At 73.4% G+C, this 19,577-nt stretch carries 18 protein-coding genes; 4 read left to right on the top strand and 14 right to left on the bottom strand.

Translation table 11 applies throughout. The features are described from left to right. Window positions 1-35 precede the first annotated feature (35 nt). The 5 genes from AAFX79_07420 to AAFX79_07400 all read right to left on the bottom strand — a co-directional run bounded on the left by AAFX79_07420 (window position 36) and on the right by AAFX79_07400 (window position 5,910). Window positions 36-1,457 (bottom strand): sugar transferase, encoded by a 1,422-nt coding sequence (locus tag AAFX79_07420; GenBank protein MEO1008380.1) that lies wholly within the window; start codon window positions 1,455-1,457, stop codon window positions 36-38. A 20-nt stretch (window positions 1,458-1,477) separates the two neighbouring features. Then, window positions 1,478-2,104 (bottom strand): hypothetical protein, encoded by a 627-nt coding sequence (locus AAFX79_07415; protein ID MEO1008379.1) that lies wholly within the window; start codon window positions 2,102-2,104, stop codon window positions 1,478-1,480. Between the two features lie 13 nt (window positions 2,105-2,117). After that, window positions 2,118-2,972, bottom strand: coding sequence for an exosortase/archaeosortase family protein (locus AAFX79_07410; GenBank protein MEO1008378.1), 855 nt, complete (start codon window positions 2,970-2,972; stop codon window positions 2,118-2,120). After that, the gene (locus AAFX79_07405) at window positions 2,969-3,856 is read right to left on the bottom strand and encodes a hypothetical protein (protein MEO1008377.1); all 888 of its coding nucleotides are present in this window, start codon (window positions 3,854-3,856) and stop codon (window positions 2,969-2,971) included. Before AAFX79_07405 ends, AAFX79_07410 begins: the two co-directional genes overlap by 4 nt. A gap of 215 nt (window positions 3,857-4,071) precedes the next feature. Continuing rightward, window positions 4,072-5,910 carry an AbgT family transporter gene (locus tag AAFX79_07400; GenBank protein MEO1008376.1) on the bottom strand — a complete coding sequence of 613 codons (1,839 nt, stop codon included), beginning with the start codon at window positions 5,908-5,910 and terminating at the stop codon, window positions 4,072-4,074. A gap of 105 nt (window positions 5,911-6,015) precedes the next feature. On the opposite strand from AAFX79_07400, the gene AAFX79_07395 reads away from it, so the two are divergent. Then, window positions 6,016-7,023: an agmatinase family protein gene (locus AAFX79_07395; protein MEO1008375.1), complete on the top strand. Its 1,008-nt coding sequence runs from the start codon at window positions 6,016-6,018 to the stop codon at window positions 7,021-7,023. Between the two features lie 102 nt (window positions 7,024-7,125). On the opposite strand, the gene rplT is transcribed toward AAFX79_07395, so the two are convergent. The 5 genes from rplT to AAFX79_07370 all read right to left on the bottom strand — a co-directional run bounded on the left by rplT (window position 7,126) and on the right by AAFX79_07370 (window position 10,336). After that, complete coding sequence (gene rplT, locus AAFX79_07390; GenBank protein MEO1008374.1) at window positions 7,126-7,518, bottom strand: 50S ribosomal protein L20; 393 nt, start codon at window positions 7,516-7,518, stop codon at window positions 7,126-7,128. Window positions 7,519-7,617: 99 nt separating this feature from the next. Further along, complete coding sequence (gene rpmI, locus AAFX79_07385; GenBank protein ID MEO1008373.1) at window positions 7,618-7,911, bottom strand: 50S ribosomal protein L35; 294 nt, start codon at window positions 7,909-7,911, stop codon at window positions 7,618-7,620. A gap of 125 nt (window positions 7,912-8,036) precedes the next feature. Beyond that, a complete protein-coding gene (locus AAFX79_07380; protein MEO1008372.1) occupies window positions 8,037-9,227 on the bottom strand; it encodes a hypothetical protein in 1,191 nt (396 codons plus the stop codon). Then, window positions 9,224-9,880, bottom strand: a complete 657-nt coding sequence (locus tag AAFX79_07375) for a sigma-70 family RNA polymerase sigma factor (GenBank protein ID MEO1008371.1) — start codon at window positions 9,878-9,880, stop codon at window positions 9,224-9,226. The genes AAFX79_07380 and AAFX79_07375 overlap by 4 nt, the downstream gene beginning before the upstream one ends. A gap of 111 nt (window positions 9,881-9,991) precedes the next feature. Next, window positions 9,992-10,336, bottom strand: a complete 345-nt coding sequence (locus tag AAFX79_07370; protein MEO1008370.1) for a DUF4286 domain-containing protein — start codon at window positions 10,334-10,336, stop codon at window positions 9,992-9,994. Between the two features lie 77 nt (window positions 10,337-10,413). Here AAFX79_07370 and AAFX79_07365 point away from each other — a divergent pair, with 77 nt between their 5' ends. Genes AAFX79_07365 through AAFX79_07355 form a run of 3 tightly spaced genes read left to right on the top strand, consistent with a single transcriptional unit; the run spans window position 10,414 to window position 12,462 of the window. After that, window positions 10,414-11,049, top strand: a complete 636-nt coding sequence (locus tag AAFX79_07365; GenBank protein MEO1008369.1) for a sigma-70 family RNA polymerase sigma factor — start codon at window positions 10,414-10,416, stop codon at window positions 11,047-11,049. Window positions 11,050-11,062: 13 nt separating this feature from the next. Next, window positions 11,063-11,539 carry a hypothetical protein gene (locus AAFX79_07360; protein ID MEO1008368.1) on the top strand — a complete coding sequence of 159 codons (477 nt, stop codon included), beginning with the start codon at window positions 11,063-11,065 and terminating at the stop codon, window positions 11,537-11,539. Then, window positions 11,539-12,462, top strand: a complete 924-nt coding sequence (locus tag AAFX79_07355; protein MEO1008367.1) for a hypothetical protein — start codon at window positions 11,539-11,541, stop codon at window positions 12,460-12,462. Before AAFX79_07360 ends, AAFX79_07355 begins: the two co-directional genes overlap by 1 nt. A 20-nt stretch (window positions 12,463-12,482) precedes the next feature. On the opposite strand, the gene metG is transcribed toward AAFX79_07355, so the two are convergent. Genes metG through AAFX79_07335 form a run of 4 tightly spaced genes read right to left on the bottom strand, consistent with a single transcriptional unit; the run spans window position 12,483 to window position 19,546 of the window. Next, a complete protein-coding gene (gene metG / locus AAFX79_07350) occupies window positions 12,483-12,899 on the bottom strand; it encodes a methionine--tRNA ligase subunit beta (GenBank protein ID MEO1008366.1) in 417 nt (138 codons plus the stop codon). Window positions 12,900-12,948: 49 nt separating this feature from the next. Then, window positions 12,949-13,998, bottom strand: coding sequence for a hypothetical protein (locus AAFX79_07345; protein ID MEO1008365.1), 1,050 nt, complete (start codon window positions 13,996-13,998; stop codon window positions 12,949-12,951). Beyond that, the gene (locus AAFX79_07340) at window positions 13,995-16,796 is read right to left on the bottom strand and encodes a hypothetical protein (protein MEO1008364.1); all 2,802 of its coding nucleotides are present in this window, start codon (window positions 16,794-16,796) and stop codon (window positions 13,995-13,997) included. The genes AAFX79_07345 and AAFX79_07340 overlap by 4 nt, the downstream gene beginning before the upstream one ends. Next, window positions 16,793-19,546, bottom strand: coding sequence for a hypothetical protein (locus AAFX79_07335; protein ID MEO1008363.1), 2,754 nt, complete (start codon window positions 19,544-19,546; stop codon window positions 16,793-16,795). Before AAFX79_07335 ends, AAFX79_07340 begins: the two co-directional genes overlap by 4 nt. Window positions 19,547-19,577: the final 31 nt, after the last annotated feature.

Below are 19,577 nucleotides of genomic sequence, written 5' to 3'. Positions count from 1 at the left end.
GGCCGGAGGCCGGTCCGGGGGTTGGCCGCCGGCGGCTAGGACCGCTTGATCGACCGGACGATCATCGCGATGGTCCGCCAGATGATCCACAGGTCGAGCCAGAGGCTCATCTTCTCGACGTACTCGATGTCGTAGCGAATCCACTCCTGGAAGTCCGAGCCGGCGGCCCGCGTCCGCTTGACCTGCCAGAGCCCGGTGACGCCCGGCCGCACGCTCAGCCGCGCCTCGCGCCAGCCCGGGCAGTACTGGTTCTCCTTGTACGGGCTGGGTCGCGGTCCGACGACCGACATGTGGCCGACCAGCACATTGAGGAACTGCGGCAGTTCGTCGATCTGCAGCTTGCGGATGATCCGCCCGACCCGGGTCAGCCGTGGATCGTTCTCGATGTAGAACTGCGGGCCGTCGGCTTGGTTCTGCGCCGCGAGGTCGGCCTTCATCTTCTCGGCGTCCTTGCGCATCGATCGGAACTTGAGGCAGGGGAAGTCCTTGGCGTCCAGCGACTCCCGGGTGTGGGCGAAGAAGAACGGCCGGCCGTCCTCGATCAGGATCGCGAGCATCACGATGGGGTAAAGCGGCAGGGTCAGCAGCAGCGCGACGACCGCGAAGGCGACGTCGAAGCCACGCTTCAGGATGCGCTCGATCGGCGGCCGCACGCGGGGCTTGAGCGGCTGCGTCCGCTCGGCGGGCTCCAGGTCGAGCCAGCGGACGCCGCCGGCCGCCGGTCGGTGCGCCGGGTCGTCCCAGAGCACGTCGGGCCCGACGGCGAGGTCCCCGTCGTCCAGCGTGCGGCCGGCGCCCACCCAGACGCGGCCGACGCATTGCGCCCCCGCGGCGATGGTGGCCTGCGCATCGATCCACGATCCGTCGCCGTGTGGCCGGGCCCGTTCGATCGTGGTCTCGGGCCGCCTCCAGAGGTCGACCAGCAGCCGCATGCAGCGGTCGACCTCGGTGCCGCTGTCGGCGTCGAAGACGCGGGCGTCGATGGACATGGGCCAGCGGTGCCCCCGCGGCACCGCGCGGCGCAGGCGGGCGAGGCCCTGCCGCGGCGACTCGGCCTCCTGCCACACCCGCGCCACCGCCATGCGGTTCGTGACCGCGGCGCGGGCAAACCGGCTGTCGTCGCTGCCGTACAGCCGCTCGAATCGCTGGAAGCTCCCGTTGGCGTCCGCGACGATCCGTTCGCGGTAGGCGTGGTCGTCGCTGTCCCGCAGCCGCAGCACCACCAGGTCGGCGTCGGCCCACACGATGCGATCGACGACCGGCGGCAGCTCGAAGACGCACAGCGTCCGCTGCTGCAGCAGCAGGAAGAGCTGGGCGTGCTTCGCGAGCGGCGTCGGCATGGCGCGGCGGACGACCTGCACGCCGCGGGACGCCCAGTAGCGGTCGTGCACCTCCGTGGGCGTCAGGCCGAACAGCGTTCGCGGCGGGGCTTCCGCGGACCGTGCGGACGTGGGCATCGGAGCTGGTGCGGCGAGGGTCATGGCGAGACCTCGGCCTCGCCGAGGCGTTCGGCCAGCGCGCGGACGGCATCGGTGAGCCGATCGTAATCGGGCGGCTCCAGCTGCATCGCGAAGACCTGCACCGCCGCGGCCGGGCCGGGCCAGCCCGGGCCGATGGGCTCGGCGCGGATCGCCTGCCGCCATCCGCCCGCGACGCGGCCCGGCAGCACCGCCTGGTGGTCGGCGCGGATGCGCTCGGCCAGCGGGCCCTCGCCGCGGACCATGAGCATGCTGCGGGATTCGAGCTGGTCGGGCTCCGCGGGGCGCCAGCCGGCCAGCGGCAGCGCGTAGGCGGGCTCGTAGGCCAGCAGGTCCCGCCGGTCGGCGGCCAGCACGATTTGCAGCACGGCCATCGCGCGCGGGCCGCCGCTGCGGTGGCGGAAGACCAGCCGCCGCACCACGACCTCGTGCCTGGTGCGGAAGGCCGATCGGGGTGGGTCGTCCTCGGCGCGGTAGGTCCACGGGCCGACGTCGCGGCTTGCCTGCGCGGCAATATCACGCCAGGCGTCCGGGATGCGCGGCTGGGGCGCGTCGGCCACCGGATCGGCCAGCGCGATCGCCAGCAGGGCGACCAGGGTGAGCAAGATGGAGCGCCAGCCACGCATCGCGAAGGGCTCCCTACTGGTACGCCAGCGCGTACCGCAGCGCCGGCACATGCACGAGGCGCATGAACCGTAGCGACGCCCAGAGCATCGCCATCGCCAGGCCCAGCGTCAGCCATCCGCTCAGGATGCCGACCACGCCCCGCGCCGCGGGCCAGGCGTCGACCAGCAGCGCGTAGGGCACGAGTCGGATCACGTTGGCCAGCACCGCCACGAGCGGGGTGCACAGCAGCAGCACGATCCGGACGCGCTGCCGCAGAGGCGTGCCGTAGGCGAAGGCGTAGGCGATGAGGCCGATCGCCGCGATCATCCGCACGCCCGCGTTGCCGCTGACGGCGAGGTACTCCTCGGCGCCCTCGATGGCGAAGCCAAAGAGCTCGAGCAGCACGGACGACAGGCCGATGGTCCACGATCCGAGCCGCTCGCTGACGGGCAGCAGCACCTGCGCGGGCACCGGAATGAGGAAGAACAGCGCGAGCACCGCCGGCAGCATCCGGAGGATGACGCTGTGGCCCACGACCGACCAGAGGGCGCCGACGAGCACGAGCACGGCCCCGGCGTGCCAGGCCGGCGTGATGCCGGCGTGCGCCGCGAGCAGGTAGGCCGCTCCGCCCATCGCGACGATGGCGGGTCCGGTGAGAGAGCCTCGGCGGTCCGCGCTCCGCAGCCGCCGCCGCCTCGCGTAGGCCAGCCATCCGGCGACGAATGGCACCAGCGCGATGTAGCCGCTGTCGGGGTCGTGCGTGGCCGCCCAGGCGATGTCCCGCCACGCGGGCAGGCACGCCACGACGGCGGCGCTGGTGGCGATCGCCGCCTGCAGCGCGACGCGGCGGCCCGTGGTCTGGGCCGCCGCCCGAGCCGGCGGCGTCACGACTCGCTCCAGGCGGTCTGGTCGGTCATGATGCCACGGCCCACCCCGCCCCGGCCCAGCACGGACCGCGCGACGATGGCGCGGGCCTCTACCCGCGAGCCGCGGAGCGCGACCGCCTCGTGCAGCCGCGCCGTCGGGTCCATCGACGCACCCTCTTCGACGACGGCGAACCCGTCGCCCGCTAGGTGCCTCAGGCAGCGAAGGTATCGCTCGGTATCGCGGATGTTGAGCGCGGCCCGCTCCCGGGAGTGGACGACCCGCACCGCGTGCCGCTCGGCGATCATCGGCAGGCACTGCTCCTTGAAGTCGGCGTAGCCCACCAGCCGCAGCTCCGCGAGCACCCGGCACTCGACGAGCATGATCCCCGTCGGGCCACCGTCGCGTTCGGCCAGCAGGGCCACCTCGGCGTTGGCCCGATCCAGTTCGTGCGCGATGCTCGCCAGCGAACGCAGCAGCACGCTGCCTCCGGTGGCGATGAGCATGCGTCCCGTGCATCCCTGCGCCGCTCGCTGCAGCACCCCGCCGGTGCCCAGGAACTCGACATCGTCGGCCCGGACGTCCACGCCGCCGGCGGCCGTGGATCGCGGCGGCGGCGAGTCGCGGTCGATCAGGATCCGAACTGGTGGCCGGCCGCTCGGCCCGCCGCCGTCATCCGCGGAGCCGGCAGCGACCGCAAACTCGGCCACGTCGTCGAGCCAGCGCTGGCCGACGGTGCGGCCGTCGTGCAGCGGCAGGTCCAGCACCGATCGGCCGATGGCCCGCATGAGCGTGGTGGGTCGAACGGCCCCGGCCAGCAGCACGATCTGCCGCACGCCCGGCACGGACAGCACCGGGCGTCCCGGTGCCGCCGCCGTCCCGTCCTTGCGCGCATCTACGGATGTCATCCGCACCAGCTCCGTCTCGCCCCATCGTGACCGGCCTTGGAAAGTCCGATAGCGGCCGCAGCCACCGGGGGTGGCCTTGCCGCTGCGGAACCCTACATCGGTCGAGCGACGGGGCCAGCGGGGATGCACGAAGTCGCCCGGTATTTTCTGGTCGGCTGCCGCGCATGGCCGCTCTTCATCCCAGCTTCACGCGGCGCTTGCGGCCCCCCCGGCGGCTAACCCGCCGCCGCGGGTATCTCGTAGGCCTGCGGGCCGGCGGGGCCGAGGTCGATGCCCAGCGCCATCCAGATGAGTAGCAGGATGGCCCAGGCGATCGTGAAGACGATCGTATAGGGCATCATCATGGCGATCAGCGTGCCCATGCCCGACCTGGGCGCCACCTTCTGCATGAACACCAGGATGATGACGAGATAGGCGTTCAGCGGCGTGATGATGTTGGTGGTGCTATCGCCGATGCGGTAGGTCGCCTGCGTCAGTTCGGGGCTGATGCCGACGTACATGAACATCGGGATGAAGATGGGCGCGAACAGCGTGTACTTGGCGCTCATCGACCCGATGAACATGTTGAAGAACATCGTCATCAGGATGAAGGCGATCATGAGGCCGTACGGGCTCAGGTCGGCCCGCGCGAGGGCCTGGCCGCCGGCGTGGGCCATCATCACGTCCAGCCCACTGTACTTGAGGTACTCGATGAACTGGGCCGCGAAGAAGGCCAGCACGATGATGGGCGCCAGTGCCTCGATGGCCTGGATCATCACCCGGCCGGCGTCCTTGCTGCCCTTCACCGTGCCCACGGTCACGCCGTACACCAGCCCGGGGATGATCGAGGCGATCAGGATCAGCGGCGTGATCACGCTGACCCAGCGCGGGAAGGGCGGCTGCCGCTTGTCGAGCACCAGCCCCCGCTCCACGTCGACGAAACGAGCGTGGGCGTCGCTCAGGTAGTAGCCCCGATCGCCCATCGGCACGGCGCCGGGGGGCGTCGCCTCGGGGATCGGCACCGGCTCGCCATCGACCCTCGCGACGTCGGCGAGCACCGCTCGCGGATTGGGCTGGTCGGCCGTCGGCACGCCGGGGATCTTGTAATCGAACAGCGGCGAGCCCTGCCACCCGGTCAGCACGATCACGAGGCCGACGATCGCCACCATGCACGCCGCCGCGAACCCGAGGCCACGCTTCTCGCGCGAGGACATGTACTGGCTCGCCGCGTCGTCCTCGGCCGGCTCGGTGGCGCCGCCCTCGTCGGCGGGGCGCCTGGCGAGCCGTCGCTCCACGAAGAGCGCGGTCGTCAGCCAGCCCACGCCCGTGATGACGAACGTCGACGCAACCATGAAGTACCAGTTGCAGGTCGCCGCCACCTCGTAGTCGGCGTCTAGCACCTGGGCGCCCGTCGTACTCAGCTCGGCGAGCATGGGGTCCAGCCCGGTCACGAACAGGTTGGCGTTGAAGCCCGCGGCCACGCCGGCGAACACCGCGGCGATGCCCGCCAGCGGGCTGCGGCCCACGCTCTTGTACAGCGCCGCCGCGAGCGGGGGCAGCACCACGTAGCCCGCATCCAGGCCCATCGACGACATGATGCCCAGGAAGATCATCGCCGGCGTCAGCAGCTGATTGGGCACGATCTTCATGAAGGCCTTGAGCGCCGCGGAGATCAGCCCGGTCTTCTCCGCGACGCCGATGCCCAGCATGCCCGTGAGCACCACGCCCAGGGGCGCGAAGCCCATGAAGTTGTCCACCATGGAGCTGAGGGCCCAGTAGATGCCGTCGCTGGTCAGCAGGCTGCGGGGCCCGGCCTCCTCGCCCGTGGGCCGCAGCTCGCGGACGGTCTCGCCCGCGTCGTTGACGACCTCGACGGGCGTGCGCACAACGACCAGCCAGTCCTGCCAGACCGCGATCTGGCTGAGCAGCATGACGAGCAGCGCCCCGAGCAGGAAGAGCGTCGCGGCGTCGGGCAGCAGGTTGCCGATGGCCTCGATCAGGTCGAGCGGCCCGCCGATCCTGCGCTTCCGGGCGAGGTCCGGCGTCTGGGTGGCAACATCGGGTGCGTCGGCCATGGCGGCTCCGGGGCTGGGGATCGCGAACCGGGATCGGATCAAGCTACCCCGGCCGTCGCGTCCAGGCAAGCGCTATGTTGCGCCGCCCGACGGAGACGCGACCGCATGGCACCGCCGCCGCAGCCCGACTTCCTGCGCCTCGTCGTGCCCCGTGTCGATGCCGGCGTCGTGCTCGTGGGCGTGCCCTTCGATGCGACAACCTCCTACCGGCCGGGCACGGCGCGGGGCCCCATGGCGATGCTCGGGGCCTCGGCCCAGATCGACACGCTCGACGAGCGGCTGGGCGACATCAGTGCCCGGGGCATCGCCATGGAGCCCATCGAGCCGTGGATCGCCGAGCTGTCGGCGGCGGTCCGGCCCGACGCCGAACCGCTGATCGCGTGCGAGGGCGAGCCGCCGATCGACGAGGCGGCCCGGGCCCGCGTCGACGCCGCGGGCGAGCGCGTCCGGGCCTTCGTGCGCGAGCGGGTGGCGGCCATCCTGGCCGAGGGCAGGACCCCCGGCGTCGTGGGTGGGGAGCACGCGGTATCGCTCGGGGCCATCGAGGCGTGTGCTGCGCACGCCGGCGAGATCGGCATCCTGCAGATCGATGCCCACATGGACCTGCGGGAGTCGTACTGCGGCCTCGCGTTCAGCCACGCGTCGGTGATGCGCAACGCGTTGACCCTGTGCGTCGGCGTGGCGTCGCTCGCGCAGCTCGCCATCCGCGACTTCTGCCAGGAAGAGGTGGATTTTGCGCGCTACGCCGGCGATGCGCTGGGCAAGCCCGTGTTCCGGGCGTCGGCGGCGGACATTGCCGAGCGGGCCCCGGACCTCGCCGGCCTGCGGGCGCTCGTCGCCGAAACGCTCGCGATGCTGCCCGGGTCGATCTACGTCACCTTCGACGTCGACGCGCTCGACGTGCACCTGTGCGCCAACACCGGCACGCCCGTGCCCGGCGGGCTGAGCTTCCAGCAAGCGTCGGCCATCATCGAGGCGATCCACGCCAGCGGCACGAGGGTCGTCGGCTTCGACCTGGTCGAGGTCGCGCCGGACCCGGACCCTGCACGGCGATCCATCGACGAGATCGTCGGCGCGAGGCTGCTCTACAAGCTGTGTGCGCTAGGCCGATAGGCCGCCGCCAATCGGGCCGGTGCAGCCTCAGTCCAGGCGCATCGCCCGTTCATCAAAGCGAGTGTGCGGCCGGAAGGCCGCTACGGAGCGATCAAGGCTGTTCTAGGCGGCCGCCGGCTCGAAGGTGCCCGGGTTGCCAGCCTTGGTGTGCTCCAGGGCGGTCTTGGTCAGCTCGTCGAAGAGCTTGGGGTCCTCGATAGCGATCTGGCTGAGCATCTTGCGGTTCAGCGCGATGCCGGCGAGCTTCAGACCGTTCATGAACGCGCTGTAGCGGGTGCCCCGCATCTTGCAGGCCGCGGTGATCCGGACGATCCACAGACGCCGCATGTCCCGCTTGCGGAGCCGACGGTGGGCGTAGGCGTACTTGCCGGCGCGGCGGACGGCGTCGGCTGCCAGGTAGCGGTGCTTGCCGCGGGCGCCGTAGTAGCCGCGGGCCGCCCTGAGGATGCGCTTGCGGGAGCGGTTGCGGGCCGAGCCGATGCGTACGCGTGGCATGCTGATTCACTCCTGGCGCCGATCAATCTGGGTTCATCGGGGCGGCTCATGCCGTCTTGTGGTCCCGGGCGGCGGCCGTGTATTCGTGTGCTCGTGGTCCTAGCTCTCGGCCTTCTCGGCCGCCTCCCGCATCGCGCGGCGTTCCTCGGGCGAGGGGCTCCGCTTGATCGCCGTTCGCGGCTGGGTCCGGCCGCGGAGGCGGCGGAACAGCAGCTTCTCGAGCCGCTTGGCGTCGGGGTTGGCCAGGATCGGATCCTTGCGGAGATGCCGCAGCCTCTTGCCGCTCTTGTGCGAGCTGAGGTGCTTGTGGTTGGCCGACCGCGAGCGGACCTTGCCGGTCTTCGAGATGCGGATCCGCTTGAGCGTGCCCTTGTGCGGCTTCATCTTGGGCATGGCGACGATCCCTTCCCGGCGGGCCGGCGGCCCGGGTCGGTCTGCTGGCAAGAAACGCACCCGACGCACCACAACGCCGGCTGGGCCGAGATGTTAGGCGATGGGCCCGCGAGCGGCCAGCGGGCTCAGGGCACCAGGAAGGCGTCGCCCGGGCCGTCGGCGGTCTCGGTGCCTCGCAGCACCGCGCGGCCGTCATCGCGGAGGTCCCGCTCGGCCGAGCCCGGCAGCCAGATGTTGTCGCCGTTCTCCAGCACCGGCGAGGTCGCCCAGCGGACCGAGCCGTCACCCAGCAGCAGGTGCTGGCCCCGGCCGTTGTAGTTCAGCGAATTCGCGGTCGCGAGCGCCATCTCGCCGCGGCGGGAGCGGGGCACGATGGGCGAGCGATCGGCCATCAGCACCGCGTCGGGCCCGACCGACTCGGGCCGCCCGCTCGCGCCGAAGAGGTTGCTGAAGCTGTACGACACCTCGTCCATCGACCGCCAATCGCGGGCGGCGTCGTCGAGGCTGCGTGTCGGGGCGGCGGGATTGGTCGGGCTGGCGAGGTGGGCGACCTCGACGAATCCCTCGCTGGCCAGGGTGTACAGGTTCGCCGAGTTGGAGTGGGCCGGGTTCTCACCGACCTCCCACCACGGGTCGCCCGCGAGCGAGGCCGAGGCCATCGGCAGGCTGTCGTAGGCGCCCGTATAGGCGTGCAGGCCGGCGGCGGCGGTCGCCAGACGCTGGCTGCCCACCGAGCGGTTGTGGGCCTCGCGCATCGAGGTCAGCATGGGCCAGATCACCGACACGCCGACCAGCAGCACCGCGGCGATCGACATGAGGTCCGCCAGGCGGATGCGGCCGGCGATCGCGGGCTCTCGATCGTCGGCGACCTCGGCGGCCTCCACCGACGCCATCACGCGATCCACCAGGTCCGCCGGGGCGTCGGGCGTCGCGCCCGCCGAAACGAGGTCGGCTAGGCCGGCGTGCCGCTCGGCCCGTACGCGGAGCGGGGCCGGCAGCTTGTCGGTGCGGCCCGAGGCCAGCAGCCAGGCGTCGAGGGCCTCGGCATCCAGCGGCGTGAGCGCGGGCGGCGGGTCGTTCGCTTCCGCGGGCTGCAGGGCACGGCCGATCCGCAGCATCGTCGAATCGACGAGCGCATCGCTGGCGGCCAGGTCGGTGTCCAGCAGGTCGAGCAGCGCGGCGACGCGGTGCTCGCGATCGGTTGCGGGGCGGCGGCGATCGAACCAGCCGTCGACGGCGGCGGCGTCGTCCGACGCGAGCCGGGCCTCGGAAGGTCCGATGTCGCCGGCGGCGGTCTCGTGCGGATCGGTGTTCACGCGCTCTCTCCCCTCGCGGGCGGCTCGTCGGGCAGGCGGTCGTGGAGGTCCTCGCCGCGGCCGGTCATGCCCTTCTCGCGCATCACCGTCTTCCAGTGCTTGGCGAAGGACGCGACGGCCGCGTGCAGCCGGCTCTTGACCGTGCCCAGCGGGATCTCCAGGTCCTCGGCGATCTGGGCGTAGGACAGCCGCTGGAAGTAGGCCAGCAGCAGGATCTCCCGCAGCGTGGGGCTCAGGCGTTGGACGGCCTGCTGCACGAGTTCCTCCAGTTCCTCCCGGCGGAGGCCCGAATCCGGTGGCGGCACCTCGACCTCCAGCAGGTCGATGAAGGTGGTGCCGTCGCCGTCCCGGCCGACGGGAGCCATCAACTCCGAGGCCGGCCGGCGACCCTTCCTACGCAGGTAGTCGCGGCCCTTGTTCGCGGCAATCGTGAACAGCCAGGGGCGAAAGCGGCGGGTGGTATCGAAGCTGGCCGACGAGGTGTGGACCTGGAGGAAGGTCTCCTGGAACACGTCCTCGGCGGCATGGGCGGAGCCGGTAAGCCGGTAAAGAAAGCGGAGCAGGTCGTTCCGATAGCGATCCACCAGCTGGCGGAACGCCTCGAGATCGCCATCCCGATAGATCTCGAACAACCGCTCGTCTGAGGTCGACACGCAGCTCTCCCGGCGGCCCCATCGCTCCGAGCGTCCCTACGCCCGCGCATCCGTCCCGTTCAGTCCGCGGCTCCGCCCCGAGCGACTCTCGGCCGATCGGCCCCCTCGGGTTCAGCCAGAAGGTCCGCCGCCGATGCGGGCGACCCGCTCGCCGACGGTGCGGGCCAGCGTGATCGGGCTGCCCGGCGGGAACTTCTTGAGGCCTTCTTCTCGCAAAGCCGTTGCCGGTCCCGCGGCGTAGGCGTCGAACGCGGCGCGATCCACGAACAGATATCGGACTTCTACCCGCACCTCGCCCGAGGGTTCCGTATCGAGGCGGACGACCTCGGCCGACGAGGCCCCGGCGTCGACCACGTCGCGGGCGTGGCCGGAACCGTCGGGGTGGGCGAGCCAGCCGATGAACTCGTCGGCGGCCGCTCGATCCCGGGCCGTCGCGATAACGGTGTAGGCGAGCATCGAGCAGGGTACCGCGTGCGTCGGCCTGCAATCCACGGCCGCCCGGGCCGTTATGCTGCGGCAAGGAAGCGGGTGCGATGCGAAGCGAGGATCGGGCCGTGCCCAGCGATGCTCCCCAGCCCGGCGGCCCGGATGCCGAGGTGTGCGCGATCGTGGATCGCGCGGCCTCGGGCGACGAGGATGCCTGGCGGGATCTCGTCGATCGCTACGCCCGCCGGCTCTTTGCACTCTTCCGCAGCCGGGGGTGCGACCCCGAGCGTGCGGAGGAGCTGACGCAGAGCGTGTTCGTCTCCGTGGCGCGGGTGCTCGGGGAGGGCCGCTACAACGAGCGGGGAAGGTTCGAGCCGTGGCTGTTCAGGATCGCCGTCAATCGGTTGCGGGACGATGCGCGGAAGCGCCGGCGCTCGGCGACGCACCAGCCGCCCGAGGCGCTCGAGGCCGCCGCCGGACGGCCGGCTCCCGCGGACGACGGAGCCGCGGGCCTCTGGCGTGCGCTGGGCGGGCTGGGCGAGGCCGACCGCGAGGTCATCGAGCTGCGGCATCGCGCGGACATGAGCTTCAAGCAGATCGCCGAGATGCTGGGCCAGCCGCTGGGCACGGTGCTGGCGCGGCACCACCGGGCGCTCCGCAAGCTTCGGACGCTGCTCGAGCAGGCGGATGCGCAGGGAACGGCAACACGCAACGCCGCGGCGGCCCGGGTGGCCGACGCGTGAGTGGGGACGACCGATGACGAGCAAGCACGATGACATCCCGGACGACGTGCGCGACATCGCCGATCGCGTGCGCGCCCTGTCGGACGCCATGCCGGACGAGGCGCCGGGCGACCTGGAGGCGCGGGTGTTCGCCGCCTCGGTCGGCACGCTCCGCGAAGCCCGCGAGCAGGGGCCGCCCGGCGTGCTGGCGGTCATCGGCCCGCGCTGGCTGCTGCCCGTGGGCGCGATCGCGGCGCTGCTGGCGATCGCGGCCGTCGCGTCGGTCGTGTTCGCCCCGCCGCTCGCGCCGGGGCCGCGGGAGTCGATCGCGGTGGTGGCGCTCGACGAGCACGTCGAGGCGGGGCTGGAGTACGCCGAGTTGTTCGGCTCGGGCGGCGACTGGGCCAGCGACCTGGTCGACGCCGACTGGGAGGCGCAGCTGGGCGACCTGGAATTCGGCGGGCTGGACGAGTTTGTTGACTCCGAGCCGTCCGAGCAAGGAGCGGGCTGATGACGCGTTGCAAGGCGATCGTGGTCGCGGGCGCGGCGGGCGTGCTCGCGATCGTGTCTGGCGGGATGTCCGGCGTGGCGCCCGCGTCGGGCCAGGACGCCGGGTCGCGGTCCGACGCGGAACGCTCGGCCCAGGACCAGCCGCCGATCGGCCGGGAGGTCATCGAGCGCCGCCTCGCGCAGCTCGAGCAGCAGCAGCGGCGGCTGCGTGAGGTGCTCCAGCGGATCGACGCGGGCGAGTCGCTGCAGGACATCGCCGACGAGCTGCGCGAACGGGGCGAGCTGGCGCGCTACATGGGCGATCTGCGGGGCGTCTTCCGCGAGGGGGTCGATGGCGATCGCTCCCGCGTGGCGCGGCGGCTGGAGGATCGCCGGCGTCGCGGCGCCGCGCTCGACGTGCCCGACGACCCCATCCTCGTCCGCAACCGGGTGCTCGCCTTCGCCGACCGGCACATGCCCGAGCTCGCCGAGCGGCTGCGGCGCGAGGCCGACTCTCCGGAGGCCCGGCGGGCGGTTGCCCGGCTGTGGCAGCGGGTGGCCGAGCTGGAGGACCTCGAGGGCCGCGACGCCACCGAGTTCCGCCCCAAGCTCGAGCAGCTCCGCAACGGGCTGCGGATCTCCGAGCTGCTCCAGGCCGTCCGGCGGAAGCACCGCGGGGGCGAACTCACCAGCGACGACGTGCGCAAAGCGCGGGTGGAGCTTACCGAGTTGGTGTCGGCGCAGTTCGATGCACAGATGCGGGAACGCGAGGCGTTCATGGGCCGCATGGCGCAGCGGCTGGCGACCGGCCGCCAGACCCTCGAGCAGGAGCGCGCCCAGAAGACCCAGCGGATCGAACGCGAGGTTGACGCGATGCTGCGGCGGGCCCGGGAGGGCGACGGACCGCTCGAGCCGCGGGCCGGGCGGCCGGGCGGCCGCGGCTAGGGACGCTGCGGGGCGGTGCCCTAGGACACGATCGAGCCGGGGGGCATGTCGGCCAGCGGCGAGAGCAGCGCGACGACGCGCTCCTCGCTGCCCTTGTCGGCGTCGCTGGCGGCCAGCAGCATGCCGCGGCTCTCCTCGCCGCGGAGCTGGCGGGGCGCGAGGTTGGCGACGATCACGATCAAGCGGCCGACGAGTTCGTCCGGCGTGTAGTGGCCCTTGATGCCCGCGCAGATCTGCCGGGGCGTCCCGCTGCCGTCGTCGAGCGTCAGCTTGAGCAGCCGGTCGGCCTTGGGATGGTCGCCCGCCTCGAGGATCTTCGCGACGCGGAGGTCCACGCGGGCGAAGTCCTCGAAGACGATCTCGGGCTTGAAGGGCGATTCGGCCTCGGCGGCATGCTCATCGTTCGACTTCTTCTCGGTCGTCGCGGCGTCGGACATCGCGTGGCTCTCCTTGTGCGGACGCCGATTGAGGTCCGCGGCGGGGAGTCTACGGGCCCGGCGTTGGAGCGGAAGAGTCCGATCGGGCCCACGCACCGTTCCGCCACAGCCGGCGGCCGGCATCGATGCCGTAGCGGGCGAGCAGCTGGCCGAGCACCTCGTCGGGGTCCGGGTCGATGAGCGGCGCGCCGCGATCGACGACGACCTGGGCGCCCCAGCTCTGGTGGATGCCGCGGAGCAGCCGGCTCTCGAAGCGGAGGTGGGCGAGGAACTCGCCCTCGCTGAGCGGCGGGCCCGGGTTGCCGTGGCAGATCGGGCAGTGACGGGTCTCGCGGCCGTCCTGCACGCGGCGGGTGACGACGCGGGCGCCGCCGCACTCGGCGTCGGGCCAGTCGCCGAGGGCGCGCTCGAATCGGCGGAGCCCGCTGAGCCCGCCCGAGCCGCCGAGCAGGTCGCCGTAGCGATCGAAGACCAGGCGGACGTCCTCGTCGTCGTAGAGGCGTTGGGCGCGGCGGCCCTGGCCGGCGCGGGCCAGCCCGAGCGCCTCGGCGGCCCGCAGGCCGACCTCCGGGGGGACGGCGGCGGCGCCGACGGTCGCGCCGGGGGCCTGGGTCGCGCGGGCGTCGATGAGGCCGGCGACGGCGCGGAGCCAAGCCGCCCGATCGTCGGTCGGCTCGATCTGGGCGAGCCCGAGGCACGCGCCGGCGATGACCTCGGGCCGCCTGCCGGTCTCCCGCTCGACGGCGTACGCGATGGCGTAGAGCTGCCGCGACAGCAGCCGGTCCTCGGCGCTGCCGGTCTCGTCGGCGACCTCCTCGGCCAGCTCGAGGTAGGCCATCGCGTCCCGGCCGTCGAGGGCGGCCAATCTTGCGTCGAGGTCGGGCACGCGGGACCACGCGTCGGGCGGGCCGAGGGGCTCGAGCGGCTCCTCGGCGGCGGGGGCTGCGGGCTGTTCCTCGGGTGGTGCGGCCGGCTGGTCCCGGGGCTCCTCGGCGGGCGGCGGCACCTGCTCGAGCGGATCGGGCGCATCCTGGGCGATGCACGCTGCGGCGAGTGCGAGCAGGCACAGATGCGCGGCGATGGCATGGGTACGCGTCATTGGGGGCCTCCGAGTCCGGCGTTGGCGACGCGCTCCCGCCAGGCCGCGAGACGCGCCCGCTCGACGATGGCCAGCTGCTCGAGGATGCCGCCGGCGTCGCGCCGCGCGTCGCGCATGGCCTGCCGCTGCTCGGCCAGGGTTGCGGCGAGCTCGGGCCGCTCGCCGGCGGCGACGTAGAGCCAGATCTCGGTGAGGCTCGCCTGGAAGGCCGCAAACCGCTGGATCCGGCCGGTGGCCAGGCGTGTCCGCCCGTTGAGCCGGCGGTCGATGTCGCCGGGCCGCCAGGGCCAGTCCTGCGGCGGGATCACGCGATCGGCGCGGCTGCGGAGCTGGGTCCACAGCAGCTCGGCGGCGAGCTCGGGCGGCGTGTCGCCCGTCGACGTGGCGGGGTTGACGCCGGGAGTGGCGGCGCCCAGCGCGAGCGCATAGGCGTTGCCGATGGCGGCGGCGGCGCGATCGATGGTCGCCAGTTCGCCCTCGTTGGCCAGCAGTTGCAGGAGGCGCTCGACCAGCGCCCGCCGCGCGACGAGGGGGCGGGCGTCGCCCTCGGGCAGGCGGATGCCGGTGAGCAGCTCGACGAGCTCGCCCTTGCGGAAGTCCGACCCCGGCATGGGCAGGACCTCGAGGGCGGCGGCGATGACCAGCGGCGAGCCGGCGTTGGCCAGCAGCACGTCGCCCGCGCGCGTCCGCACCGACGCAACGCGGCCGCGGAGGTAGGCGTCGACCAGCAGCTCGGCCTCGACGGCGTGCCGGGGCCCGCCGCTCGCGAGTTCGTCGATGAGCTCGACCTGCAGCTCGGGGTAGCGCTGCTCGAGGAAGCGGAGCGCCCAGTCGCTCGGCTGGCCGTGCGCGGCCATCCAGATGGTGCGGACGCCCGCGTTGGCCGAGGCGGCGTCGGCGGTGAGCCCGTCGCGCAGGGTGAGCAGGACGGCGTCGGCCTCGTCGGTGCGGCCCTGCCACAGCAGCGCCGCCGACGCGCTCAGCCGCGCCGCGATGGCCGTATCTACCGCGTTGGCGGCGGCGGTGGTGGCGACGGGCGTGGCGAGCAGCGCGTCGGCGGCGGCCAGCCAGTTGGTCGCCACCGCGTCGTGCGCCAGCGACGACCGCACGCCCCACGCGCCGGCGAAGCGATCCCGCACCTGGGACCGCAGCGTGGGCGAGGCCAGCACGGGTAGCACCATGGTCGGGTCGACGCCGGGTGCGGCCGATGCGGTCGCGAGCGCGTTGGTGATGGCGTGCAGGTCGGCGATGGAGACCTGGGTGTCGTCGAACCACACGAGCAGGCGATCGCGGGCCTCGTCGCCGGGTCGCCACGAGAGCGCCACCACCAGCCGCCGCACGAGGCGGAAGGACGCCTCGCTCTCGGTGGGCTCGGGGGCGGCGTGGAGCACGCGCTCCAGGCCGGCGAGCAGCAGCCGCTGGCCCAGCCGTCCGTCGCCGCGGCCCACGCCCCGGGCGCACGCGATCCAGGCGTCCCACGCGTCGAGGTCGATGGCCGCCGATGCATCGGCGGGGATGAGCACTGCCTCGGACGCCAGCAGCGCCGTCAGCCCGCTGGCGGCGGCCTCGTCGAAGCTGCGGGTGGTGCGCAGGTCGGCCGGCAGGTCGCCCAGGGCGCGGCGGACGCGGGCCATGCCCGCCGCCGGCAGGTCCTCCTCGCGGGTCAGGCGGGCAAGCAGGCTCCACTGCCAGATGCGGGGCGGCAGCGTCGAAGCCGCGGCCTGGTCGACGTCGTCGTAGAACGGGCTGGCCAGGAAGCCGAGCACCGCGTCGAGGCTGGCCTGGTCGTCGGCGACGAGGTAGACGTGGTCGATGACCTCCGAGAGCGCGGCGGACCGCTGGTCGGCCGGCAGCTCGTGCCAGCCGCGGGCGAGCGCATCGATCGATCGCTCGAACACGGCCTGGGCCGAGGCGTCGCCCGCCCGGCGTCGCGCGGCGGCCAGCCGGAGATCGGTGACCACCGTGTCCAGCCGGACGCTGGGGATCGGCCGGGGCGGGGGCAGCACCATCTCCTCGTCGAGCCGGGAGAGCGCCTCCTGGGCGGCGTCGATCTGCTCGTCGCTCGGTCCCGTGGCGACCACCTCGGGTGGCGGATCGGCGGGCGCGTGCGTGGCGGCGTTCCGCATGACGGGGATGGCGATGAGCACCGCGGCCCCCGCGACGAGCGTCAGCAGCACCGCGACCGCCATGGCGGCGAAGAGGGCGGCGTCGCTGGATCGGGCGCCGGCCATGTCCGCGTCGAACAGGGCCCGCTGCGCGATCGACTCGCTGGCCTCGTGATCCTCGGCGTCGGTGGCCTGTCCGTTGTGGGACGGCGTCGCCGCGGGGTTGGAGCGTCGCGCGAGCCGCGCGAGCGCGACGGCCAGGTCGTCGGTCCGCAGCCCGCGGGCGTGCGTGAGCTTGGCCAGGTGCCGCATGGTCCGGCGGTTCCACCCGCCGTGCATGCCCAGGGCGACGATGGCGGTCTGCTCGAGGGCGACGTGGGCGGGCGGCAGGTTGCCCGCGGGCGTGGCGCGGGCCGCCGACGCCGACGACGCGGGCCGAGCGCTCAGCAGCTGGGCGGCGGCGGCGTGCAGCGCGAGCCGCACCTCGTCGCCCAATGGCGTGCCGCCCCGCGCGTGGGCGTTGACCTGGGACAGCCGGCGGTTGAGCGCGGCGACGATCTCGCCGTCGGCTGGATCGTTCGCGTCCACGCCGAGCAGCGCGGCGGCGTCGGCGCCGGGTGGCGTACCGAGGATCGCCCCAAGCGCGGCGTCCCTGGGGGACACGGCGGATCCGCCGTCGCGCGGGCCGGTCACGGTCCACCTCCCGCGGGAGGTGCCGGTGCTGATTCCTCCAGCGGCGCCGGCGGGGGCTCGTTGCCGGCATCGATCAGCGATGGCGGGAGCGGGCGGCCGTTGTCGAGGGCGTCGAACAAGGCGCGGATGCGTTCGTCCCAGGGCGGCGGGGCGTCGGGCTGCAGCACCAGGTGCTGCCGCAGCGCCGCGAGCGCACGACCGGGGTCCTCCTGCGACAGCAGCCGCGCGGCCTCGTAGCGGGCCCTCAGGTAGCGGGGCGACTCGGCCTCGACGCCCGCGAGCACGCGGCGCCAGGCATCGAGGGCGTCCGTGGTGCGGCCGGCGGCCTCGCTGGCGTAGGCGACGCGCTGCAGGCCGGCGGCATCGGCCAGGTCGGCCTCGAGCAGCCGCCCGTCGATCGCCAGCAGCAGATCGAGCATCGCGCGGGCTTCTTCCTCGCGAGGGATGTCGGGCGCACCGGTTGCGCGGGCGGCCTCGGCTTGGGCCTCGCGGGCCCGCCACAGGACCCAGGCCGCGCTCCCCACCGTGCCATGCACCGTGAACACCTGCGGCGAGGCAAGGTTCTGCGGCGACGTGCCGAGCTCGGCGATCACGGGCCGGCCGAACTCGACGACGAGCGCCGCGAGCGCGGCGTCCCGCGGGGCCTCGGCGAAGCCGCGGGCGGCGTGGGTGTACAGCGCCCGCCGAGCGAGGGCGTAGAACGGCTCGTCCTCTTCGGTGAGCTGGTCGGCCAGCCGACGGGCGTCGTCGACCATGCCCTTGGCCAGGGCGATCTGCACGCGGCGGTAGGCCAGCTCGGCGGCGATGGCGTCCGGCGGACTGCCGACACGGAGCGCCAGGTCGTCGACGGCGGCCAGCAGGGCCTCGGCCCTCGCGATGTCGGGCAGCGGGGAGGCCAGGATCGTCTGGAGCATGGCGCGGGCGAGCGCGAGCGCGCGGCCGGCGGATTCCTCCGCCGCCTCCACGCTGCCCGTCGCCGCCCGCCGACGCTCGAGGGCGAGCAGCTCGTCGGCGACCGTGAGGTAGCGCAGCGCCGCCGCGGCGCGGGCGTCGCCCCGCAGCGTGCGGACGCGGGCGAACAGCAGCCGCTCGGCGCGGCGGCGGGCGGACTCGTACAGCGGCGAATCGGGCTTGACGTCCAGCAGGATCTGGATGGCGCGGGGGTCGCCCGCGCCCGCCGCCCCGGCGCGGGCAACCAGCAGCCGCGCGGCGCGCTCGGTGCCCGGGAAGCTCTGCAGGTAGAGGGTCGCCAGCCGCTCGCGGCGGGGCTGCAGGTTCTGCTGGCCCGACTGCACCGCCTGGTCGAGCGCGACGATCGCGTGCCACAGCGAGCGCTCGGACTGCTCGGCGTCTGCCGCCTCGGCGTGGGCGGCCTCGAAGCGATCGGCCGCGTCCGCCAGCGACCCGCCCAGGAACGTGGCCATCGCGGCGAGCTGCATCGCCTGCGCCCGCTCGTCGGGGTAGCGGTCCGCGTCGCCCGCCGAGAGCGCCGCGTCGAGCGCGTCCCGCGCATCGAAGTAGAGGTTGCGAACGGCGTCGTCGGTGGTGATTTCGCCGTCGGCGAATCCCGCGTCCTCGTAGGCCGACGTAGCCCGCTCGAAGGCGTTCTGCCCCCGCACGAAGGCGAAGATGAAGCCCTCCGCGTCGAGGCTGGCGGTACCGAAGCGGTCGACGAGTGACCGTAGTGCGTCGACCTGGCCGGCCCGCACCAGATCCTGGAGCGCGGCGTAGGCGACCTCCTCCAGCACCGAGCGGTCGCGGGGCGGGAGTCGGGTGTCGGTCAGCGCCTCCCACGACAGCCGCGCGAGCAGCTGGGCCTCCAGCGGCTCGAGGCCCAGGTGGCCGTCGGCGCGGCGGGCGCGGCGGCGGAGGTCGCTGTAGTAGCCCAGGTCCCGCCAGCGTTCGGCCTCGCCCAGCACGAGCATCCGGCAGGCGAACAGCCGCGCCTGGATGTTGGGCGGCAATCCCGGCGCCTCCTCGATCTTGGTGATCCAGCGGAGTGCCGTCTCGCCGTTGCCCAGGATCGACTCGCAGAACGCCGCGGCGATGGCCGAGTCGGCCACGTGCTCGAAGCGGAGCAGCCGGGTGTCCAGCCGCTCGACGCTCGCGGGGCGGCCCGGCTCGGAGCCCAGCAGCATGCCCAGGTCCTTGAGCGCATCGGACGCAAAGCGCTCGGCGCCGGCGATCATGGCGATGTAGTACTTCGCCCAGCCCAGCAGGTAGTGCGCCGTCGAGCGCACGCGGAGCGCGTCCTGCAGCAGCTCGGTCTCCTCGGGCTCGAGGCCCACCGAGAGCCGCCGGCGATCGAGCCGGTCGATCAGGTCGCCCGCCGTGTCCGCGACCGAGCCGAGCTCGGGGAGCAGCCCGCGCAGCGTGCGGTCGGCCTCCTCGACCTGCTCGGGGTCGACCGAGCCCAGGCGGGAGCGTTCGGCGGTCGACTTGGCCCACTGGTACCGGGCGCGGACGAGCGCGAGCCGCAGATCGCCGCTGCCCTCCTCGGGGATCTGCCGCACGAGCCGGCGGCCCAGGTCCTCGAGCCGTTCGCGCTCCTCGGGGGTCGATGCCTGCTCGATGAGCTCGACGTACAGGTCGCCGAGCTTCGTGGCGACGGCGGGCCGTTCCTCGGCCGGCGCGTCCTCGAGCCGCCGGCGCAGGTCGGCGGCGGCCACCGAGCGGAGCTCGAGCCGCTGGAGGTAGGCCTCGAAGCGGCCGGCCTCGTCGGCCGGCTGCGCCGCCGCGGCCGCGGCCATGCCGCACGCCAACGCGATGCACGCGAGCCAG

This window comes from Planctomycetota bacterium (genome assembly GCA_039819165.1).
Classification (GTDB): Bacteria; Planctomycetota; Phycisphaerae; order Phycisphaerales; family UBA1924; genus JAHCJI01.
The sequence above is the reverse complement of the archived record's forward strand: the minus strand, read 5'-3'. Positions and strand labels throughout refer to the sequence as shown.

Coding starts and splice junctions, on each gene's coding strand:
- AAFX79_07420 (MEO1008380.1), bottom strand. CDS start 1,457: ATGCCCACGTCCGCACGGTCCGCGGAAGCCCCGCCGCGAACGCTGTTC.
- AAFX79_07415 (MEO1008379.1), bottom strand. CDS start 2,104: ATGCGTGGCTGGCGCTCCATCTTGCTCACCCTGGTCGCCCTGCTGGCG.
- AAFX79_07405 (MEO1008377.1), bottom strand. CDS start 3,856: ATGACATCCGTAGATGCGCGCAAGGACGGGACGGCGGCGGCACCGGGA.
- AAFX79_07400 (MEO1008376.1), bottom strand. CDS start 5,910: ATGGCCGACGCACCCGATGTTGCCACCCAGACGCCGGACCTCGCCCGG.
- AAFX79_07395 (MEO1008375.1), top strand. CDS start 6,016: ATGGCACCGCCGCCGCAGCCCGACTTCCTGCGCCTCGTCGTGCCCCGT.
- rplT (MEO1008374.1), bottom strand. CDS start 7,518: ATGCCACGCGTACGCATCGGCTCGGCCCGCAACCGCTCCCGCAAGCGC.
- rpmI (MEO1008373.1), bottom strand. CDS start 7,911: ATGCCCAAGATGAAGCCGCACAAGGGCACGCTCAAGCGGATCCGCATC.
- AAFX79_07370 (MEO1008370.1), bottom strand. CDS start 10,336: ATGCTCGCCTACACCGTTATCGCGACGGCCCGGGATCGAGCGGCCGCC.
- AAFX79_07365 (MEO1008369.1), top strand. CDS start 10,414: ATGCGAAGCGAGGATCGGGCCGTGCCCAGCGATGCTCCCCAGCCCGGC.
- AAFX79_07360 (MEO1008368.1), top strand. CDS start 11,063: ATGACGAGCAAGCACGATGACATCCCGGACGACGTGCGCGACATCGCC.
- AAFX79_07355 (MEO1008367.1), top strand. CDS start 11,539: ATGACGCGTTGCAAGGCGATCGTGGTCGCGGGCGCGGCGGGCGTGCTC.
- metG (MEO1008366.1), bottom strand. CDS start 12,899: ATGTCCGACGCCGCGACGACCGAGAAGAAGTCGAACGATGAGCATGCC.
- AAFX79_07345 (MEO1008365.1), bottom strand. CDS start 13,998: ATGACGCGTACCCATGCCATCGCCGCGCATCTGTGCCTGCTCGCACTC.
- AAFX79_07335 (MEO1008363.1), bottom strand. CDS start 19,546: ATGGCCGCGGCCGCGGCGGCGCAGCCGGCCGACGAGGCCGGCCGCTTC.